Origin of the sequence: uncultured Piscinibacter sp. (assembly GCF_937952055.1) — a bacterium.
Classification (GTDB): Bacteria; Pseudomonadota; Gammaproteobacteria; order Burkholderiales; family Burkholderiaceae_C; genus Piscinibacter.
Genome location: NZ_CALFYO010000033.1, coordinates 253,679 through 271,480 on the forward strand (window position 1 = coordinate 253,679; position 17,802 = coordinate 271,480).

The window sequence follows — 17,802 nt, forward strand, 5'->3', positions numbered from 1 at the left end:
CCGCGAACGACGCGGACCCGGCCCAGGCGCGACGGTGGCGCTTCAGCTGCCGCTGCGGGACGGCGTGCCGGCGGCGCGGGCTTCGTTCGCGATGCGAGCCTGGCGCTCGCGAGCCTCGCGCTCGGCCAGGCGAGCCCGGGCCAGGCCGCGCGGCGTGCCGTCGCCCCCGGCGTAGAAGCTTCCGTCGGCGCGCGCCGGGGCGATCTCTGCGATCACCTGCGCTCGCGTCTTCGCGCCGTCGGCATCGGCCGCCAGGGCGTGGAAGCTGCTGCCGGCGGTCAGCGTGAGGGCGATCGCGACGATGAGTTGCTTGCGGGTCATGGTGAGTCCTCGGTGAGTGTGGGTGGGTGGGGTGAGCCCCGGCGCGGCGACCTGTGCCGCATCGCGTCGGTACCCGTGCGTCGCCGTCGCATGGCGGCCATGACTCACAATCTCGTCCACCACACTCACGAATCCATCACGCCGCGCGGCTCAGGTGCCCGAAGGCGCGCCGACGGAGCGACCGAGGATCTTCTCGAGTTCGTGCAGTTGCTCCAGGGTCATGCGTCCCTTGACCTTCATCTCGGCGGCCTTCATGTCCCAGGCCTTCGCGACCATGGCGAGGTATTCCGCCTTCGACACCATGCCGTCCTTGTTGCGGTCCATCTGCTGCATCTCGAACAGCCGCGAGTAGGTGTCGCCTTGGGCGAACGCGGCGCCGCCGCAGGTCGCCAGCGCGAGCGCGACGGTCGCGCCGCGAACGAGGGAAGTCAGGTTCATGTCGATCTCCTGGTGGTGCATGCGCATGCCATGGGGGTGGGGTTGCCGTTCGCGGGACCGGCCGTGGCCGGATCCGCGTGACCTTGGGTCGACGGATGCTCGGCGGCATTACAGGTCGCCGCGCGCCGTCCCGGCGGCGCGGAAGGGATCCGGGGCAGCGTCTAGAAGAGCGCGGTGATGATCACCGAGTCCTCGTCGCGCTCGACCGTGATGTCACCGTCGCCGCCGCGGGCCAGGGCGAGCATCTTGGCGTTCTGCGGCAGGATCTCGGCGGTGAAGCCGCGCAGGCCGCGCGCCTGCGCGTGTTCGGCGAGTCGGCGCTGCATGGCGCTGCCCAGGCCGCACCCCTGCCACTCGGGGTCGACCAGGAAGGCGGTCTCCGCCGTGTTCGACGATGGGTTCACGAAGTAGCAGCACTGGCCGACGATGGTTTCGTTGTCGCGCGTGCCGACGGTGGCGACGAAGCCCACCTCGCTCTCCTGGTTGTAGTTGCACAGGCGCCGGATGTCGTCGGAAGACAGCGCGCGGACGCGGCGGAAGAAGCGCGTGTAGATGTCGCCGTCGGGCAGCTTGAAGAACAGGTCGCGGATGCTGTTGGCGTCCGACGCACGCGCCGGGCGCAGCATGACGACGCGGCCGTTCTTCAGCGTCACGCTGCGTTCGTCCTCCACCGGGTAGGCGCGCATGTTCTGCAACGTCTGCTCCGGCGGCAGGAGGCCGAGCGCCTTGGCCTGCTCGAGCAGCCAGGGCCGGAAACCGGGGTGGGCCAGTTCGATCATCGCGATGGCCCGTTCACGCACCGACTTGCCGAACAGGTAGGCGATGCCGTACTCGGTGATCACGTAGTGCACGTCGCTGCGGGCGATGGAGACGCCTTCGCCCTCCAGCAGTTGCGGCCGGATGCGCGACACGCTTGCGTCATCGGTGGTCGAGGCCAGGCACAGGATCGCCTTGCCGCCCGCCGAACGCGAGGCGCCGCGCAGGAAGTCGCCCTGTGCCGCGATGCCGCCGTAGAACTCGCCGGCGAACTGGTCGGAGCAGGCCTGGCCGGTCAGGTCGATCGCAAAGACCTGCGTCACCGACACCATTCTGTGCTGGGCCGAGATCGTGTAGGGATGGCACACGGCCTCGATCGGCTGGAACGAGAACAGCGCGTTGCGATCGACAGTCTCGTACAGCCGGCGCGAGCCGAACGCGAAGCTGCAGACGATCTTGCCGCGGTGCTGCGTCTTGTGCTCGCCGGTGAGAATGCCCTTGTCCAGCAGGGGCAGGATCGCGTCGGTGATGACGTCGGAATGGATGCCCAGGTCGCGGCGATCGTCGAGGTAGCGCAACGCTTCCTGCGGGATGCGGCCCATGCCGATCTGCAGCGTCGAGCCGTCGTCGATCGTGCCGGCGATGTAGCGGGCGATGCGGTGCACCACCTGGTCGTCCGTCGGCGGGTGATGGTACTCGGGCACTTCGGGCGCCACGTCGACGAGGCAGTCGATCTTGCCGATGTGCAGCGTCGAGTCGCCCATCGTCCACGGCAGCGCCGGGTTGACCTCGGCGATCACGAGCTTGGCGCACTCGATCGCCGCGGCCGCCACGTCCACCGAAACCCCCAGGCTCACGTAGCCGAAGGCGTCCGGCGGCGTCACCTGGACGATGGCCACGTCGACGCGGATGCGGCCCTTGCGCATCAGTTCCGGCACGCGCGCGATCGGCACCGGCACGTATTCGGCGACGCCCTGGAGCACCGCCGCGCGCATCTCCGCGCCGACGAAGAAGGCTCGGTGCCGGAACGCCGTCGAGACGCGCCCCTGGTCATCGACACGCAGTGCGCCGTCGGAGAGGAAGTGGATCATCTCCACGTCCGCGGGCGGCGACTTCAGCGCCTCGAGCGCGCGCACCATGGTTCGAGGCGTGGCGCTGGCCGTACCGATGAAGACATGGTCCCCCGGCTTGACGAGCCGGGCCGCCTCTTCGGCGCAGAGATGTCGCGCCGTGCCGGCGCTGCGGGGCGGAGGCATCGGCAGGGGCTCCATGCAGGGACGGGCCGCGGGCTCGATGGTGTGGGCGCGCCGGCCGGCTCAGAACGTGGGTGTCTCGGGCTCGACGATGTACGCGCCCAGCTGGCCGGGGCCGAACACCGTGGCGGCGTCGGGCACCGTCGTGCCGTTCGGCGTGTCGGTCCGGGTGGCCGGAGGATCCGGCACCATGGCGCCCGCGACCTCGGCATGTGTCGGCCCGAAGTCCAGGAGAATCCCCGCCAGCATGATGCCCATCGCGACGGCGACGGCCGTCGCGATGAAGGCGTTGCCTGCGCGATCGGATCCGGAACCGCCGCGCCAGGCGGGGCCGGCGAGGTCGACCGGGGGATTAGCTGCGTGTCCGTGCTTCGCCACTTTGTCGTCTCCTGCGGGTCCCGACGGGATGAATGCCGCACCTGTGCACGTCAAGGGATCCGGCGCCATGGTGGTCGGAGGGCATCAATCGACAGCAAAGATTGCGCAAAACTTCCGTAAACTGCGCCGGCACAAGCCACGAAGGTCGGCCGCGTTGGGGAAAGGTGGCACACGCGGCATGCCACGTGTGAACTCTCGGTCGGAAGGAGTCTGGGGTGGTACGACTGAAGATCCGCGTCCTGGGGGGCTTCGAGGTCCTGCGAGAGGCGGATGGCGAGCCGATTCGACTCCATTCCCGCAAGCTCGACGGCCTCCTCGCCTACGTGGCGATGGGTCCGGGGCAGGGCCGCTCGCGCGAGACGCTGGCGACCCTGCTGTGGGATCGCAGCGGCGAGGACCAGGCGCGGGCCAGCCTGCGCCAGGCGCTGGCGGTGTTGCGCAAGTCGATCGACGCCCCGCAGGGGCATCTTCTCGTCGCCGATCGTGACCGCATCGCGTTGTCGCCCGATGCCGTCTGGGTCGACGCCGACGCCTTCCAGCGGCTGATCGCCGAGGGCACGATCGAGGCGCTGCAGCAGGCGGTGTCGCTCTACCGGGGCCGCTTTCTCGATGGCTCGAGCCTGCCCTCTTCGGCGTTCGAGGAGTGGGTGCGCGGCGAGTGTCAGCGGCTCGAGGATCTCGCCCTGAGGGCACTGGAGAAGCTGCTCGAGCACCACGGCGCGCGTGCGGATGTCGATGCGACGCTCGAGGTGGCCCACCGCATGCTCGCGATCGATCCTCTGCACGAGAAGGCTCATCGCGCCCTGATCGCCCTCGGGGCCGAACAGGGCGCGCGCGGCGCGGCCCTGGAACACTTCGAACGCTACCGCAACGCGCTGCAGCGGGAACTGGGGCTGGAGCCGGACGCGCAGATGCGAGCGCTCGCGCACACGCTGCGCCCCGACGAGTGGAAGGCGGTGACGACGCGACCACCCACGGCAGAGTCCGCGGGGCCACGCGGCGCGCTCGGCGTGGACGGGCTTTCCGTGCAGGCGACGACGCCGGGCGAAGCTGGCACCGACGACGCGCCTGAGGCGGCGTACGGGGGCGGCAGCCGCTGGGTGACCCTTCTGTCGTGCAGCCTGGCCGACGCCGCCGCGATGTCGGTCCGCCTCGACTCGGAGGACCTGGGCAAGGTCATCGCGGCGTTCCGCACCTGCTGCGAGCGCGTGATCGCCCGATGCGGGGGGCACGTCCTGCACCACCACCTGGGTCCGTCCGTGTCCGCCTGCTTCGGTTATCCGCGGGCGGACGAGCACGGCGCGGAGCGGGCGGTGCGCGCGGCTCTCGAGATCGTGGCGCAGGTCGGCCAGCTGACGTCGCTGCCGGAGCCCGCGCTGCGCACCTGCGTCGGGGTGGCCAGCGGTCACGTCGTCGTGACCGAGCGGGCCCTGGCAACCGGAACGCGCGAGATCACCGTTGCGGGCGCGGGATCGCACATCGTGGCCGCACTCCGGACCGCGGCAGCGCCGGGCGACGTGCTCGTCGCCTCGAGCACGAAGACCACGCTCGGCGCGTTGTTCGAGTGCGAGGACCTCGGAACCCGGCCGATCGAGGGGGCGGCCGCGCCGGTGCGTGTCTGGCGGGTGCTTGCCGAGCGCCACGGGCCGAACCGGTTCGCCGCGACGCGTGCGTCGGCGACGCTCGCGCCGCTGGTCGGACGCGAGGAGGACCTGGACCTGCTCGCGCGCCGGTGGCGGCAGGCGCGTGCCGGTGCCGGTCAGGTGGTGGTGCTCGTCGGTGAACCTGGCATCGGCAAGTCGCGCCTCGTCGAGGCGCTTCGACAGTCGCTGCGTGTCGAGCCCGTCCTGCAGATTGCGTACTACGGCTCGCCGCATCACCAGCAAAGCGCCCTGTACCCGGTGATCCGGCAGCTCGAGAGTGCGGCGGGCATCTCGAGGAGCGATGCCCCGGCGCTGAAGCTGGACAAGCTCGAGGCCTTGCTCGCGCAGGCCGGCGGCAACCGGCCCGGCGAGATTCCACTCGTCGCGGACCTGCTGTCGATCCCGGCGGACGATCGTTACCCTGCGCTGGATCTCACGCCGCAGCGCCGGATGGAGAAGACGCTGGAGACCCTGGCCGCGCAGCTCGTCGGCCTGACGAGACGACAGCCGGTGCTGATGATCTTCGAGGACCTCCACTGGAGCGACCCGACGACGCGCGAGTTCCTCGACCGGCTCGTCGAGTCCGTGCCGAGTCTCCCGGTGCTCGTGCTGGTCACGCATCGTCCGGGAGAGACGATGCCCTGGTCGGGCGAGCCGCACGTCACGTCGCTCGTCATCCGGCGGCTGCGCCGCAGTGACAGCGAGGCACTGGTCGCCGGGCTCGCCGGCGAAGCGGGGCTGCCTGCCGATGTGCTGGCGCAGATCGTCGACAAGGCCGACGGCGTGCCGCTCTTTCTCGAGGAGCTCACCAAGCACACGCTGGACACCGGCCATGCGGAGGACCCGCCGACGCGCCGCGCGCCGGATGCCGTGCCGGACACGCTGCAGGACCTGCTGCTGGCGCGCCTGGACCGGCTGGGGCCCGCCAGGACGGTGGCCCAGGAGGCAGCCGTCATCGGCCGGCGGTTCACCTACGGTCTGCTCGAGGCGGTGTCGAAGCTGAAGGCGCCACGGCTGCAGGCCGCGCTGGCCAGGCTCTGCGAGGCCGAGCTCGTCCATGCGCAAGGCACGCCGCCGGAGGCCAGCTACAGCTTCAAGCACGCGCTGATCCAGGAGGCTGCCAGCGCGAGCCTGCTGCGGTCCGACCGTGCACCGCTGCATGGACGGATCGCCGTCGCCCTCGAGGAGCGCTTCCCCGAGATGAAGGACGCGCAGCCGGAGGTGATCGCGTTTCACTTCGCGTCGGCGGGCGCCATGGACAAGGCCGTCGCGTATTGGCACAAGGCCGGCGAGCTGGCGATGCGGCGATCGGCGCAGCGCGAGGCGATCACCTATTTCGAGCGGGCCGTGGCGGCGCTGGACGGTCTGCCGCCAGGCGCGGCGCGCAGCGGCCAGGAACTCGCGCTGCGGGTGCTGCTCGGCCAGGCGTGGGTGCTGGCCGCGGGTTATGCGGCCCCCGAGGTCGAGGCGGCCTACCGTCGGGCGCGCGATCTCTGCGAAGAGCTCGGCGATGCCGGCCATCTCTTCTTCGTCCTGCTCGGCTTGTGGCAGCTCTACCTGGCGAAGGCCGACGTGGCGCGTGCGACCGATGTGGTCGACCGCCTGCTGCCGCTGGCGACGCGCATGGACAGCACGGACTTCGCGATCGAGGGCCACGTGGCACAGCTCGTGACGCTGCACACCCGCGGCGCATTCGAGGCGGAGCTGGCGCACGCAAACGAAGCCATCGCCCGCTACGACCCCGATGCCGCAGCGGGGCGCATCCAGCGCTTTGGCTACGACGGCTACGTGATCGCGCTGACCGGCGCAGCATGGGCGCACTGGATGCTCGGTCGTCCGGATCAAGGCCTGGCATGGGGCGCGAGGGCGCTCGAGACGGCGCGTGCCATCGGTCACCCCTACAGCCTGGCCATGGCCACCTACACCGTCGCGTGGCTTCACCTGTACCGACGCGAGGCCGACGATGCCCTCAGGCTCGTGGAGGAGTCCATCGCGCTGTCGATCGAGCATGGCTTCGCATGGCCCGAGGCGTACGCGGCGCCGGTCCATGGCTGGGCGCAGGCCGAGCTGGGCCGCGCGAGCCAGGGACTCGAGACCATTCGCAAGGGCCTGGCCGCGCTGGACGGGATGGCGCACCGGCTGTGGCGCCCACAGCAGGAGGGCCTGCTCGCAGCGGTCTTGGCGCGCGCGGGACGCACCGGCGAAGCGCTCGACGTGCTCGAACGGGCGATCGAGGCGGCGGACCGCACCGGCGACCAGGAAAATGCCGCCGAGTTGCATCGGCTGAAGGGCGAGTTGACGCTGCGGCAGGGGGCACCAGGCGCGGCGATGCAGGCCGAGCGGAGCTTCCGGCATGCGATCGAGATCGCGCGCCGCCAGCATGCGAGGTCCTGGGAACTGCGTGCCGCCACGAGTCTGGCGAGGCTCTGGCGCGAGCAGGACAAGGGCGATCAGGCGCGCCAGCTGCTCGGGCCGCTGCACGCCACCTTCAGCGAGGGCTTCGACACGCCCGACCTGCAGGACGCGAAGGCGTTGCTCGACAGTCTGCCCGCGGGACCGATCCCGCGGGCGGATCAGCGCTCGGTCGGCAGGTCCGGCGCCGCCGAGTCCGCGGCCGGCATCGCGGCGTCCCGGCGTCGTCGCATGTCGAGCGCTCCGCGACGGCGAACGCGCTGACGGCAGGCCGGGAAGGTCCAGTCCGAGGCGCTCTCGGAAGTGGCCGACGCGCTGGAGAAGACGATCGCCGCCCTGGCTTGGCGCAAGAAGGCGCCCGGTCCTTCAGTACGGCCAGTGATCGCGCCGCGCTTCGCCGCGCCGCAGGCGCCACGCGATGACGCGGCCCAGCGCGAACAGCAACTCCCGGGCGCGCGCCGGTCGCTCGTCGGCGAACGCCAGGAAACCGTGGAAGTCCAGTCGCAGCAGCTGTGTGCGTTGGCTCGCCCACACGGTGGCCGAGCGGCCGCGGCCGTCGAAGAACGAGATTTCGCCGATCACCGAGCCGGGTGTCTCACGGAACAGGCCTCCCAGTGCCCCGCCGCGCGCGGCCGCGGCGCTGACCTCGAGCGCGCCGCCGACCACGAAGTACAGTGCGCGGTCACTCTCGCCGCGGCGAAGCAGTGCCTCGCCGCTTTCCAGGATCTGGGTTGTGGTGTGCACGAACAGCGCGCGCCAGTCTTCCAGGCCCCAGTCCGGCAGGAAGAGGCCGTCGTCGTCGCGGTCCTCGGCACAGCGTCGGTAGAAGTCGGCCGCGGCGTCGAGGGCAAGGTCGGTCGGCATGGTCATGCCGGAGCGTAGCGCCGTCGCGCGCCATCGAACAGATGCGGCACGCACGGTTGACGATTTGCCACAGGCCCCTCAACCTTGCGGCGTCGGACAGCGCGGTCCGGGGAGGCTCGTCGAAGGCGATGAACAACGTGATCCTGCTGCTGGCCTGTTTTGCGCTCGGCATCGCATTGCGGGCCAGTGGCCGACTGCCGGCCAATGCACCGTCGGCGCTGAACGGCTTCGTCATCAACGTCTCGCTGCCGGCGCTGACCCTGGTCACGGTGCGCGGTCTGACGCTGGAACTGCAGCTCGCGCTCGCCGCGCTGACCCCGTGGCTGCTGCTCGGCGTCGGCGCGGGCTTCTTCTGGGCGGTAGGGCGCCTGTTGTCGCTGCCGAAGCCGACCATCGGGGCGCTGATCCTCACAGGTGCCCTGGCCAACACCTCGTTCATCGGCATCCCGATGATCGAGACCTGGTACGGCGCCGAACACGTCGGGATCGGCATCGTCGTCGACCAGCTCGGCTCGTACATGGCGCTGTCGACGCTCGGCATCGTGCTCGCCGGCCTGTGCGCGAGCCGCGATGCACGCTTCGATCCGAAGGCGTTCGCACGCAAGCTGCTGGGCTTTGCGCCATTCATCTCGCTGCTGGTGGCGCTGGCGATGACGGCGTTGTCGTTCAGCTATCCGGACTGGCTGGACACCTTGCTGCGCCGGCTTGCGACGACGCTCGTGCCGCTGGCGCTCGTGTCGGTGGGCATGCAGTTGCGGCTCAGCCAGATCCGCGGGCGCATGAGGCTGCTGGTGCTGGGCCTGGGCTTCAAGCTCGTGATCGGGCCGGCGCTGGTGCTGGCGGTGCTGGCGGGCCTGCTGGGGCAGCGTGGGCTGGTGATCCAGGTCTCGGTGTTCGAAGCTGCGATGGGCCCGATGATCGGCGCGGCGATCGTCGCGATGGACCATGACCTCGACCCCTCGCTGGTGACCCTGATGGTGGGCCTGGGGGTGCCGCTGTCGTTCCTGACGCTGCCGGCGTGGTGGTGGATGCTCCAGGGCTTCGGTTGAAGCCTCCGGCCGCCGCTGGACTGTTCGATGGCCACGGGCTGCGCATGCCCACGGTCGTTGACGGCGACACCGACGCGGCGCCCGGTCCGTGAACATGCAGGTGGGTCCGATCGACGCCTCACGTCACTGTCTGGTCGTAGACTGATAGCGGGAGCGTCCGACCGATCATGAGCACCGACTCTGGCATGGCTGATCTGTGTGTGAACGGAGATCGTCTTTGGGCTTCCCTGATGGAATTGGCCGACATCGGCGCCACCCCGAAGGGAGGCGTGTGCCGCCTGGCCCTGACCGATCTCGACAGGCAGGGCCGCGATCTCGTCTCGCGCTGGGCGCGCGACGCCGGCATGACGGTGACGATCGACCGGATCGGCAACGTGTTCATGCGCCGTCGGGGACGCAACGCCAGCCTCGCTCCGGTGATGACGGGCAGCCACATCGACACCCAGCCCACGGGCGGCAAGTTCGACGGCAACTACGGCGTGCTCGCGGGTCTCGAGGTGGTGCGCACGCTGAACGACCAGGGCATCGAGACCGAGGCGCCGATCGAGGTCGCCTTCTGGACCAACGAGGAGGGTTCGCGCTTCGTGCCGGTGATGATGGGATCGGGCGTGTTCGCGAAGGCGTTCACGCTGGAGCATGCCTATGCGGCCACCGATGCGCAGGGGCGCACCGTGAAGGACGAGCTCGAGCGCATCGGCTACGTCGGCAGCGAGGAGCCCGGGGCGCACCCGGTCGGCGCCTACCTGGAGACGCACATCGAGCAGGGGCCGGTGCTGGAAGACCACGCGAAGACGATCGGCGTGGTCACCGGCGTGCTGGGCATCCGCTGGTACGACTGCACCGTGCTGGGCATGGAGGCCCATGCCGGCCCGACGCCGATGGCGTTGCGCCGGGACGCGCTGCAGGTCGCGACGGCGCTGATGCAGGAGGTGGTGGCCTGCGCGCGCCGGCACCCGCCGCACGGCCGCGGCACGGTGGGCATGGTGGAGGTGCACCCGAACAGCCGCAACGTCATCCCGGGCCGCGTGAAGTTCTCGATCGACCTGCGCAATGCCAGTGACGCGCTGTGCGACGCGATGGACGCCGACATCCGCGGCGCGGCCGCGCGGCTGAGCGAGCGCAGCGGGCTGGGCATCACCATCGACCAGGTGTCGGCCTACCCGGCCCAGCCCTTCGACGCCAGCTGCGTGAACGCCATTGCGGCGGCGGCCGCGAGACTCGGCCACAGCCAGATGCCGGTGGTGTCCGGCGCGGGGCACGATGCGGTCTACATGGCGCGGCTGGCACCGACCGGCATGATCTTCATTCCCTGCAAGGGCGGCATCAGCCACAACGAGATCGAGGCTGCGGCGCCGGAGCATGTCACCGCCGGCGCGGACGTGCTGCTGCACACCCTGCTCGAGCTCGCGGGCGTGGCGCGCTGAGGCCGGCGGCGCGTCAGCGCGTCAGGCACGCCAGGGCCCAGTCGGCCCACGCGAGCAGGCGGTGGTCGTCGCCGTGGCGGCCGACGAGCTGCAGTCCGAGCGGCAAGCCGTTCGCACCGTGCGTGAACGGCAGGTGCACGCAGGGCAGGCCGAGCAGCGTCCAGGCGCGGCAGAACACCGGGTCGCCAGTGGCCTGCAGCCCGGCCGGTGCGGTGCCGGTGGCGCTCGGCGCGAGCAGCACGTCGTGCTGCCCGAACAGCGCGTCGACGTCCCGGCGCAGGCGGTCGGCGGCCGCTTGATGGCGGGCCTGGGTCTCGCCGTCGATCGCCAGACCCTGGTCGAGCAGGGCGCACAGTGCCTCGCTCAGCTGCCCGCGATGCCGCAGCCGCTCGTGGGCCAGCGCGCGTGCCGCCTCGTGGGCCATGGTCGCCTTCTGCAGCGTCACCAGGGTGTCGAAGCCGGCCGGCAGGACCGCGTCGACGCAGGCGGCGGCGCGTGGCGCGAGCGCGGCCGCGGCCTGCTCCCAGGCGCCCCGCGTGTCGGCGTCGGCCAGCGGCCACTCGGGGGTTCGGCACAGTCCGATGCGCGGCGCGTCCGGCGTCGCGCCGGGCAGCAGGCGTCGGTCGCCCGTCAGCACCGCGCCGAGCAGCGCCGCATCGCGCACGCCGTGCCCGAAACCGCCCACGGTGTCGAGCGACTCCGACAGGCTCTTCACGCCGGCGCGCGGCACGCGGCCGAAGCTGGGCTTGTAGCCGACCACGCCGCAGTAGGCCGCCGGCCGGACGATCGAGCCAGCCGTCTGCGTGCCCAGGGCAAGCGGCACCATGCCGTCGGCCACGGCGGCGGCCGAGCCGCTGGACGAGCCGCCGGGCGTGTGCGTCGGGTTGCAGGGGTTGCGTGTCGGCCCGGGGTGGAAGGTCGCGAACTCGGTGGTGACCGTCTTGCCCAGCACCAGCGCGCCGGCTTCGCGGCACAGCGCCACCACGGCAGCGTCGGCGGCGGGCCGCTGGCCGGTGTAGATCGGCGACCCGTAGGCCGTGGGCAGACCGGCCGTGTCGAACAGGTCCTTCACGCCGAGCGGAATGCCGTGCAGCGGGCCGAGCACCGGCCCGGCATCGAGGGCGCGCGCCTGCGCCAGCGCCGCGTCGGCGTCGATGGCGACGAAGGCCTGCACGGTGCCGTCGCGTTCGTCGATGCGCTCCAGGCAGGCCCGCAGCAGGTCTTCCGCGCGCAGCTCCCGGCGCGCCAGTTGCCGCGCCAGTACCCAGGCGCCCTGTCGCACCAGCGCGGCGGGGGTCAAGCCGCCACCCCACACCAGTCGCGGATCAGGTCGGCGTAGAGGGCCGTGGCCTCGTGGATGGCCTCGACGCGGCAGTACTCGTCGGTCTGGTGCGCCATCGCCGCCTCGCCGGGACCGAGGATGACCGTGGGCGGCATGCCCAGCGGGCCGCGCAGCGCCGCGGCGTCGGTGAAATAGGACACGGTGGCGGGTCGCGGGCGCACGCCGCGACGCGCTTCGCAGAGCGCGAAGATCCGCTGCATCCAGGGATCGTCGGGTTCGGTATAGACGCTGCCGACGTCGAGCAGCGTGCGCAGCCGCACCTGCGGGCCGAGCGCGTGGCACAGGCACTGCAGCACCTGGCGGTGGTCCTGACCGGCGACGCTGCGGATGTCGATGCCGAGTTCCGCCGCGTCGGGCACCGAGTTGATGTTGAGGCCGCCGCGCGCGGTGCCGACGTTCAGTGTCGGTGCGCCCATCAGCGGGTGCGCGTCGGACTCGAAGCGGAATGCCTCGAGCGCCAGCGCCGCACGTGCCATCTTGTAGATCGCGTTGTCGCCGCGTTCGGGCATCGAGCCGTGCGCGGTGACGCCGGACAGGCTGGCCGAGAGCCAGAAGGCGCCCTTGTGGCCGACCAGGGGTGCGTTGCCGGTGGGCTCGCCCACCACCAGCGCGCCGGCCGCGCCGAGCAGGGCGCGCGTCTCGTGCGAACCGACCATGTGGAACGCGCCCTCGCAGCCGGTCTCTTCACCGGCGGTGATGACCAGGGTCAGACCGGCGCCGTCGCGCGCGCAGTCGGCCAGCTCGATGGCCGCCACGGTGAATGCCGCCACGCCACTCTTCATGTCGCTCGAGCCGCGGCCGTACAGCCGCCCGTCGACGATGTCGGCGCCGAACGGGTCGTGCTGCCACGCCGCCGCACCCAGCGGCACCACGTCGACATGGCCGGTGAAGCACAGCGGCGCGCGGTCGCTGCGGCCGCCGATGCGGGCGATCAGGCTGCTGCGGCGCGGCGCGAAGGCGACGCTGCGGCAGTCGAAGCCGGCGCCGGAGAGCAGGTCGGCGAGCTGCGTGGTGCACAGGTCTTCGTGGCCGGGCGGGTTGACGGTGTCGGCGCGCACCAGCGCCTGCGTCAGCGCGACGGGATCGATTCGGGTCATGGATAGTGCAACGCGGCGGCCGCGTCGAGGGGGTGGATGGGCCGCCGCACGCGGCGGAAGTCGAACAGCGCGTAGTCGGAGCTGGTGACGCCACGGCTGTCGCATTCGACCAGCCCGCAGCCGATCGGCCCGAACGCCGGCCGACAGTACATGCGCGACTTCAGGATCAGGTGCTCGAAGCCGCGTGGATCCACGCCGAGACTGGTGAACACGCCGAGGTCGAGCGGCTCCATCGGGCGCTCGCTGACCACCAGCGTGCCGGCGGCGTGGTCGAGCACCACGCTGCGGCCCATGGCCCAGGTCTCGCCGGTGTAGATCGGCCCGGTGATGCGGAAGCGCCCGTCGCCTACGGCGCGCACACGCACCTGCAGCGACAACGGGGCAGGCTGTCCACCCGGCAGGCCGAGCGGTGTCTTGTTGCCCAGCGCCACCTGCAGCTCGCTGCCGACGCCTGCGGCCACGCACTGGGCGACCGTGGCCGGGTCGGCCAACGGGCCCATGCCGATGTGGCGCAGGCCCTGGCGCAGGCATTCCTCGAGCAGGGTGGTGGTGTCGCAGCTGCCGCCGGACATGACGTTGTCACCATGGTCGAGCAGCAGCACCGGGCCGGCCTCGCGTGGCGCCGATGCGCGCAGCCCGCGCGCCCGTGCAACGCTCGCCTCGAGCGGCTCGCTCGCGTAGACGAAGCCGTCGCGCTCGCGCCAGATCTGGCGCGCCAGCTCGTCGGCGGCCGACTGTGCCTGCGCGGCGTCGTCGCCGACCACCACCACGCTCATGCCGGCGTCGCGGATGTCGGCCAGCGAGAAGCCGGCGAACACGCTCGCCGCCTGCAGTCCGTCGGCCTCGAGCTGCTGCGCTCGCTGCACCGCGCGCTGCATCGCGCCCTCGCCGGTGGCGCTGCGCAGCGTGTGCGACAGCAGCGGCGGCTGCGCCCAGGCCAGCGCGGGTCGCCGCCCCGTGTCCAGCATGCGAAAGGCGAGCCGTGCGACATGGGCGCCGGTCTCGAACATGTCGACGTGCGGGTAGGTCTTGAAGCCGACGATCAGGTCCGCGTGGTCGACCATCGTCTGGCTGATGTTGCCGTGCAGATCGAGGGCGACGGCCATCGGCGTATGCGGTGCGAGCGCGCGCACGCGCCGCAGCAGCTCGCCTTCGCCGTCATCGAAGGACTGTGTGGCCATCGCGCCGTGCAGGTCGAGCAGGATCAGGTCGCAGCCGCCGCGCAAGGCCTCGACGATGCGGCCGGCCATGTGCTCGAAGGCGTCGTCATGGACCCGCCCGCTCGGGTTCGCGGTGGCATTGACGGCCACCGAGATCTGCGCGCCGCGCGCCTGCGCCGCCGCGATGAAGGCGCCCAGGCCGGTGCGCGTGCCCTGCGCCCGATCCAGCGCTGCGTCGCCGAAGCTCGGCCCGTCCGGGCCGAAGGCCTGCAAGGGCGTGGGCACCGGCGAGAAGGTGTTGGTCTCGTGATTCAGGCGTGCGCTGACGATCTTCATGACGAGGCTCCGGGGGCCGCGCGACGCAGCACGCGGCCTGCGCGTGCGCCGGTGCCGGCGCCGGCATGCCAGGCCAGTCGGCCGTTGACGTAGACGCGCGCGATGCCGCTCGCCGGGCGCTGCGGCTCGGCGTAGGTGGCGGCATCGATCACGTGCTCCGGGTCGAACACCACCAGGTCGGCGGCGAATCCGGGCCGCACCAGGCCGCGCCCCTGCAGGCCGAAGCGCGAGGCCGGCAATCCGGTCATCTTGTGCACCGCGGTCTCGAGGCTGAACAGGTGCCGATCGCGGGCGTAGTGGCCGAGCACGCGCGGGAAGGCGCCCCACAGCCGCGGGTGCGGAAAGGTGTCGTGCGGCAGGCCGTCGGAGCCGATCATCGTCTGCGGATGGACGAGGATGCGTTCCACGTCGGCCTCGTCCATCGAGAAGTAGATCGCGCCGGCGGGCTGCAGCGCGTCGATCATGGCGTCGGTGTCGAGCCCCTGCTCGCGGGCCAGGTCGTCGAGGTCGCGCCCGGCGGCGGCGGGCCGCGCCTTCGACCAGGCGACCAGCGTGCGCGAAGCCTGTCGCGCGGTGTCCTTGCGCAGCACGGTGGACGAGGCGGTGTAGGGGTAGCAGTCCAGGCACACGTCGCCCTCCAGGCGGGCCTGGTCCAGCAGCGCCAGCGTTTCGCGCGAGCGGCCGAAGTTCGCGCGGCCGACCACCTTGTGGTGCGAGATCACCTGCCGCACGCCCAGAGCGTTGGCGATCTTCATCGCCTCGGTCATGGACTCGAGCACGCGCTCGCCCTCGTCGCGGATGTGCGAAGCGATCAGCGCGCCGCTGCCGCGCAACGGCTCGCACACGGCGAGGATCTCCTCGGCGCTGGCCGCGCTCGCCGGCGCGTAGTAGGTACCGGTGGACAGACCCAGCACCCCGGCCTGCAGCGCCTCGCGAACCAGCCCCTGCATGTGCGCGATCTCGCCGCGGTCGGCCGGGCGGTCGAGGGCCTGCATGGTCACGACGCGCAAGGTGGTGTGGCCGACCAGCGCGGCCATGTTGACGGCGGGCGGCTCGTGTTCGAGCGCGGCGAAGTACGCCGCGAACGAGTCGAAGCGCTGAGCCGGCCCGTCGGCGACCAGGTTCAACGGTGGCACCGCCTCCCGTCGGCCCAGAGGCGCCAGGCTGATGCCGCAGTTGCCGGCGATCACGCTGGTCACCCCCTGGCTGAGCTTGGGCGCCATCGTCGGGTCGGCGAGCAGCAGCCGGTCGTCGTGCGTGTGCACGTCGATGAATCCCGGCGCGAGGGCCAGGCCACTCAGGTCGACCACCTCGCGCGCCGGCGCGTGGCCGAGGTCACCGACCGCGACGATGCGGCCCGCCTCGATGGCCACGTCGGCACGCCGGCGCCCGGCGCCCGACCCGTCGAACAAGAGTGCATCGCGCAGCAAACAATCGTGCTCAGGCATCCCGGCATTACTCCCAATAGACCCCACCTATAGTCTGGATCATTGTCTGTGGACCGACAAATGACCGATTTGGTGCGCGTGCACCGCCGCGGCACAACGATGCCGCCGCGACGGCAGGCGATGCCTGCGCCGATCGATGCCGGGTGGCGGGAACGGGTCTTGCTGATCCGTGTGTGGGCTGGCGGTGCCGTGTGCGGCGCCAATCAGGCCCTGTGCAGTTCACCGAAGAGGAAAAGGACATCATGACGGTTGGGTTCCCGAGATTCAAAGCGCGTCTGCATCAGTTGGCGACTGGCCTCGTGCTGGCGACGGGTGTGGCATTCGCTGCCCCGGTGCTGGCACAGGACAAGGTGCTGAAGTTCGTGCCCGAGGCCGATCTGCGCAGCCTCGATCCGATCTGGACCACGGCATACATCACGCGCAACCATGGCTACATGGTGTACGACGTGCTGTTCGCCACCGATGCGAGCTTCAAGGTCCAGCCGCAGATGGTGGACAAGTGGGAGGTCAGCAAGGACAACCTCACCTACACCTTCACGCTGCGCGACGGTCTCAAGTTCCACGACGGTGCGCCGGTGCGATCGGCCGACTGCATCGCATCCATCGAGCGCTGGGCCAAGCGCGACGTGTTCGGCCAGCGCCTGGGTGAGATGACCGAGGCCTGGACGGCGGTCAACGACAAGACCTTCCGCCTCAAGCTGAAGAAGCCGTTCCCGTACGTGCTGGAAGCGCTCGCCAAGCCCTCGTCGAACGTGCCCTTCATCATGCCCGAGCGGATCGCCAAGACCGATGCGTTCACGGCCATCACCGATGCCACCGGCTCGGGCCCCTTCAAGTTCGTCAAGGAACAGTGGGTGCCCGGCAACAAGGTCGTGTATGTCAAGAACACCGACTATGTGCCGCGCAAGGAGGCGCCGTCCTGGGGCGCCGGCGGCAAGGTGGTGAAGGTCGACCGGGTCGAGTGGATCTACATCCCTGACTCCGCCACCGCGGCGGCCGCGCTGAACACCGGCGAGGTGGACTGGTGGCAGCAGGTGCCGGTGGACCTGGTGCCGGTCGTGGCCAAGAACAAGGACATCAAGGTCGAGAGCGTCGATCCGCTCGGCTCGATCGGCCTGCTGCGCTTCAACCATCTGAATCCGCCGTTCAACAACGTGAAGATGCGCCAGGCCGTGCTCGCGGTGCTGGACCAGAACGACTACGCGATCGCGATCGCCGGCGACCCGAAGAACGGCAAGCCCTGCCCGTCGTACTTCACCTGCGGCACGCCGATGGCCAGCACGGCCGGCTCCGAGGCGCTGACCGGCAAGCGCGACGTCGAGCGCGCCAAGGCGCTCGTCAAGGAGGCCGGGTACAAGGGCGAGAAGATCATCTTGATGACGGCCACCGACCAGCCCATCGTCAACTCGCAGGCGCTGGTCACGCAGGAACTGCTGCGCAAGATCGGCCTGAACGTCGAACTCGCGGCGAGCGACTGGGGCACGCTGATCACGCGCCGCTCCTCCAAGGAGCCGGTCGAGAAGGGCGGCTGGAGCGTCTTCCACACCTGGTTCGTCGGGCCGGACATCACCACGCCGGCGTTGAACTCGCCGCTGCGCGGCGCGGGAGACAAGTCGTGGTTCGGCTGGCCGACCGATGCCAAGCTCGAGGAGCTGCGCGATGCGTGGTTCAACGCGCCGACACTGGCCGACCAGAAGAAGGTCGCCGAAGACATGCAGCGGCGCGCCTTCGAGACCGTGCCCTACATCCCGACGGCACAGTTCATCATCCCGACCGCGTACCGGAGCAACCTGTCCGGCGTGATCAACTCGCCGGTGACCTTCATCTGGAACGTCGAGAAGAAGTAGCGGCCCCGCCGCCGGGCGGGCCCGCTCAGCGGGC

Annotated in this window: 13 protein-coding genes; 4 read left to right on the top strand and 9 right to left on the bottom strand. The window is 70.9% G+C overall.

Annotation, left to right across the window (positions count from 1 at the left end):
* Positions 1-42: 42 nt before the first annotated feature.
* The 4 genes from Q0599_RS25235 to Q0599_RS25250 all read right to left on the bottom strand — a co-directional run bounded on the left by Q0599_RS25235 (position 43) and on the right by Q0599_RS25250 (position 3,146).
* Positions 43-321, bottom strand: a complete 279-nt coding sequence (locus Q0599_RS25235; RefSeq protein WP_298826635.1) for a DUF4148 domain-containing protein — start codon at positions 319-321, stop codon at positions 43-45.
* Between the two features lie 150 nt (positions 322-471).
* Positions 472-759 (bottom strand): hypothetical protein, encoded by a 288-nt coding sequence (locus tag Q0599_RS25240; protein ID WP_298826633.1) that lies wholly within the window; start codon positions 757-759, stop codon positions 472-474.
* Positions 760-920: 161 nt separating this feature from the next.
* Entirely contained in the window at positions 921-2,771 is a 1,851-nt protein-coding gene (locus Q0599_RS25245) for a bifunctional acetyl-CoA hydrolase/transferase family protein/GNAT family N-acetyltransferase (RefSeq protein WP_298826631.1), read from the bottom strand.
* A gap of 60 nt (positions 2,772-2,831) precedes the next feature.
* Positions 2,832-3,146, bottom strand: coding sequence for a hypothetical protein (locus Q0599_RS25250; protein ID WP_298826628.1), 315 nt, complete (start codon positions 3,144-3,146; stop codon positions 2,832-2,834).
* 215 nt (positions 3,147-3,361) lie between these two features.
* Here Q0599_RS25250 and Q0599_RS25255 point away from each other — a divergent pair, with 215 nt between their 5' ends.
* Entirely contained in the window at positions 3,362-7,465 is a 4,104-nt protein-coding gene (locus tag Q0599_RS25255; protein ID WP_298826625.1) for an AAA family ATPase, read from the top strand.
* A 102-nt stretch (positions 7,466-7,567) separates the two neighbouring features.
* Here Q0599_RS25255 and Q0599_RS25260 read toward each other — a convergent pair whose 3' ends face one another.
* The gene (locus tag Q0599_RS25260) at positions 7,568-8,065 is read right to left on the bottom strand and encodes a Crp/Fnr family transcriptional regulator (RefSeq protein ID WP_298826623.1); all 498 of its coding nucleotides are present in this window, start codon (positions 8,063-8,065) and stop codon (positions 7,568-7,570) included.
* Positions 8,066-8,193: 128 nt separating this feature from the next.
* On the opposite strand from Q0599_RS25260, the gene Q0599_RS25265 reads away from it, so the two are divergent.
* Together Q0599_RS25265 and Q0599_RS25270 are read left to right on the top strand one after the other, a co-directional pair.
* On the top strand, positions 8,194-9,114 hold the full coding sequence (locus tag Q0599_RS25265; RefSeq protein ID WP_298826620.1) for an AEC family transporter: 921 nt from the start codon (positions 8,194-8,196) through the stop codon (positions 9,112-9,114).
* A 167-nt stretch (positions 9,115-9,281) separates the two neighbouring features.
* Positions 9,282-10,538, top strand: a complete 1,257-nt coding sequence (locus Q0599_RS25270) for a Zn-dependent hydrolase (protein WP_298826618.1) — start codon at positions 9,282-9,284, stop codon at positions 10,536-10,538.
* A 13-nt stretch (positions 10,539-10,551) separates the two neighbouring features.
* Here the strand turns inward: Q0599_RS25270 and Q0599_RS25275 are convergent, their stop codons facing one another.
* From Q0599_RS25275 to Q0599_RS25290, 4 genes are read right to left on the bottom strand one after another with little or no spacing between them, the layout of a single operon-like run.
* Positions 10,552-11,838 (bottom strand): amidase, encoded by a 1,287-nt coding sequence (locus Q0599_RS25275; RefSeq protein WP_298826615.1) that lies wholly within the window; start codon positions 11,836-11,838, stop codon positions 10,552-10,554.
* Positions 11,835-12,977, bottom strand: a complete 1,143-nt coding sequence (locus Q0599_RS25280) for a M20 family metallopeptidase (protein ID WP_298826613.1) — start codon at positions 12,975-12,977, stop codon at positions 11,835-11,837. Before Q0599_RS25280 ends, Q0599_RS25275 begins: the two co-directional genes overlap by 4 nt.
* The gene (locus Q0599_RS25285) at positions 12,974-14,473 is read right to left on the bottom strand and encodes a M81 family metallopeptidase (RefSeq protein ID WP_298826611.1); all 1,500 of its coding nucleotides are present in this window, start codon (positions 14,471-14,473) and stop codon (positions 12,974-12,976) included. Before Q0599_RS25285 ends, Q0599_RS25280 begins: the two co-directional genes overlap by 4 nt.
* Positions 14,470-15,921, bottom strand: a complete 1,452-nt coding sequence (locus tag Q0599_RS25290) for an amidohydrolase family protein (protein ID WP_298826609.1) — start codon at positions 15,919-15,921, stop codon at positions 14,470-14,472. Before Q0599_RS25290 ends, Q0599_RS25285 begins: the two co-directional genes overlap by 4 nt.
* A 314-nt stretch (positions 15,922-16,235) precedes the next feature.
* Between Q0599_RS25290 and Q0599_RS25295 the strand changes: the two genes are divergently transcribed.
* Positions 16,236-17,768, top strand: a complete 1,533-nt coding sequence (locus Q0599_RS25295) for an ABC transporter substrate-binding protein (RefSeq protein ID WP_298826607.1) — start codon at positions 16,236-16,238, stop codon at positions 17,766-17,768.
* Positions 17,769-17,802: the final 34 nt, after the last annotated feature.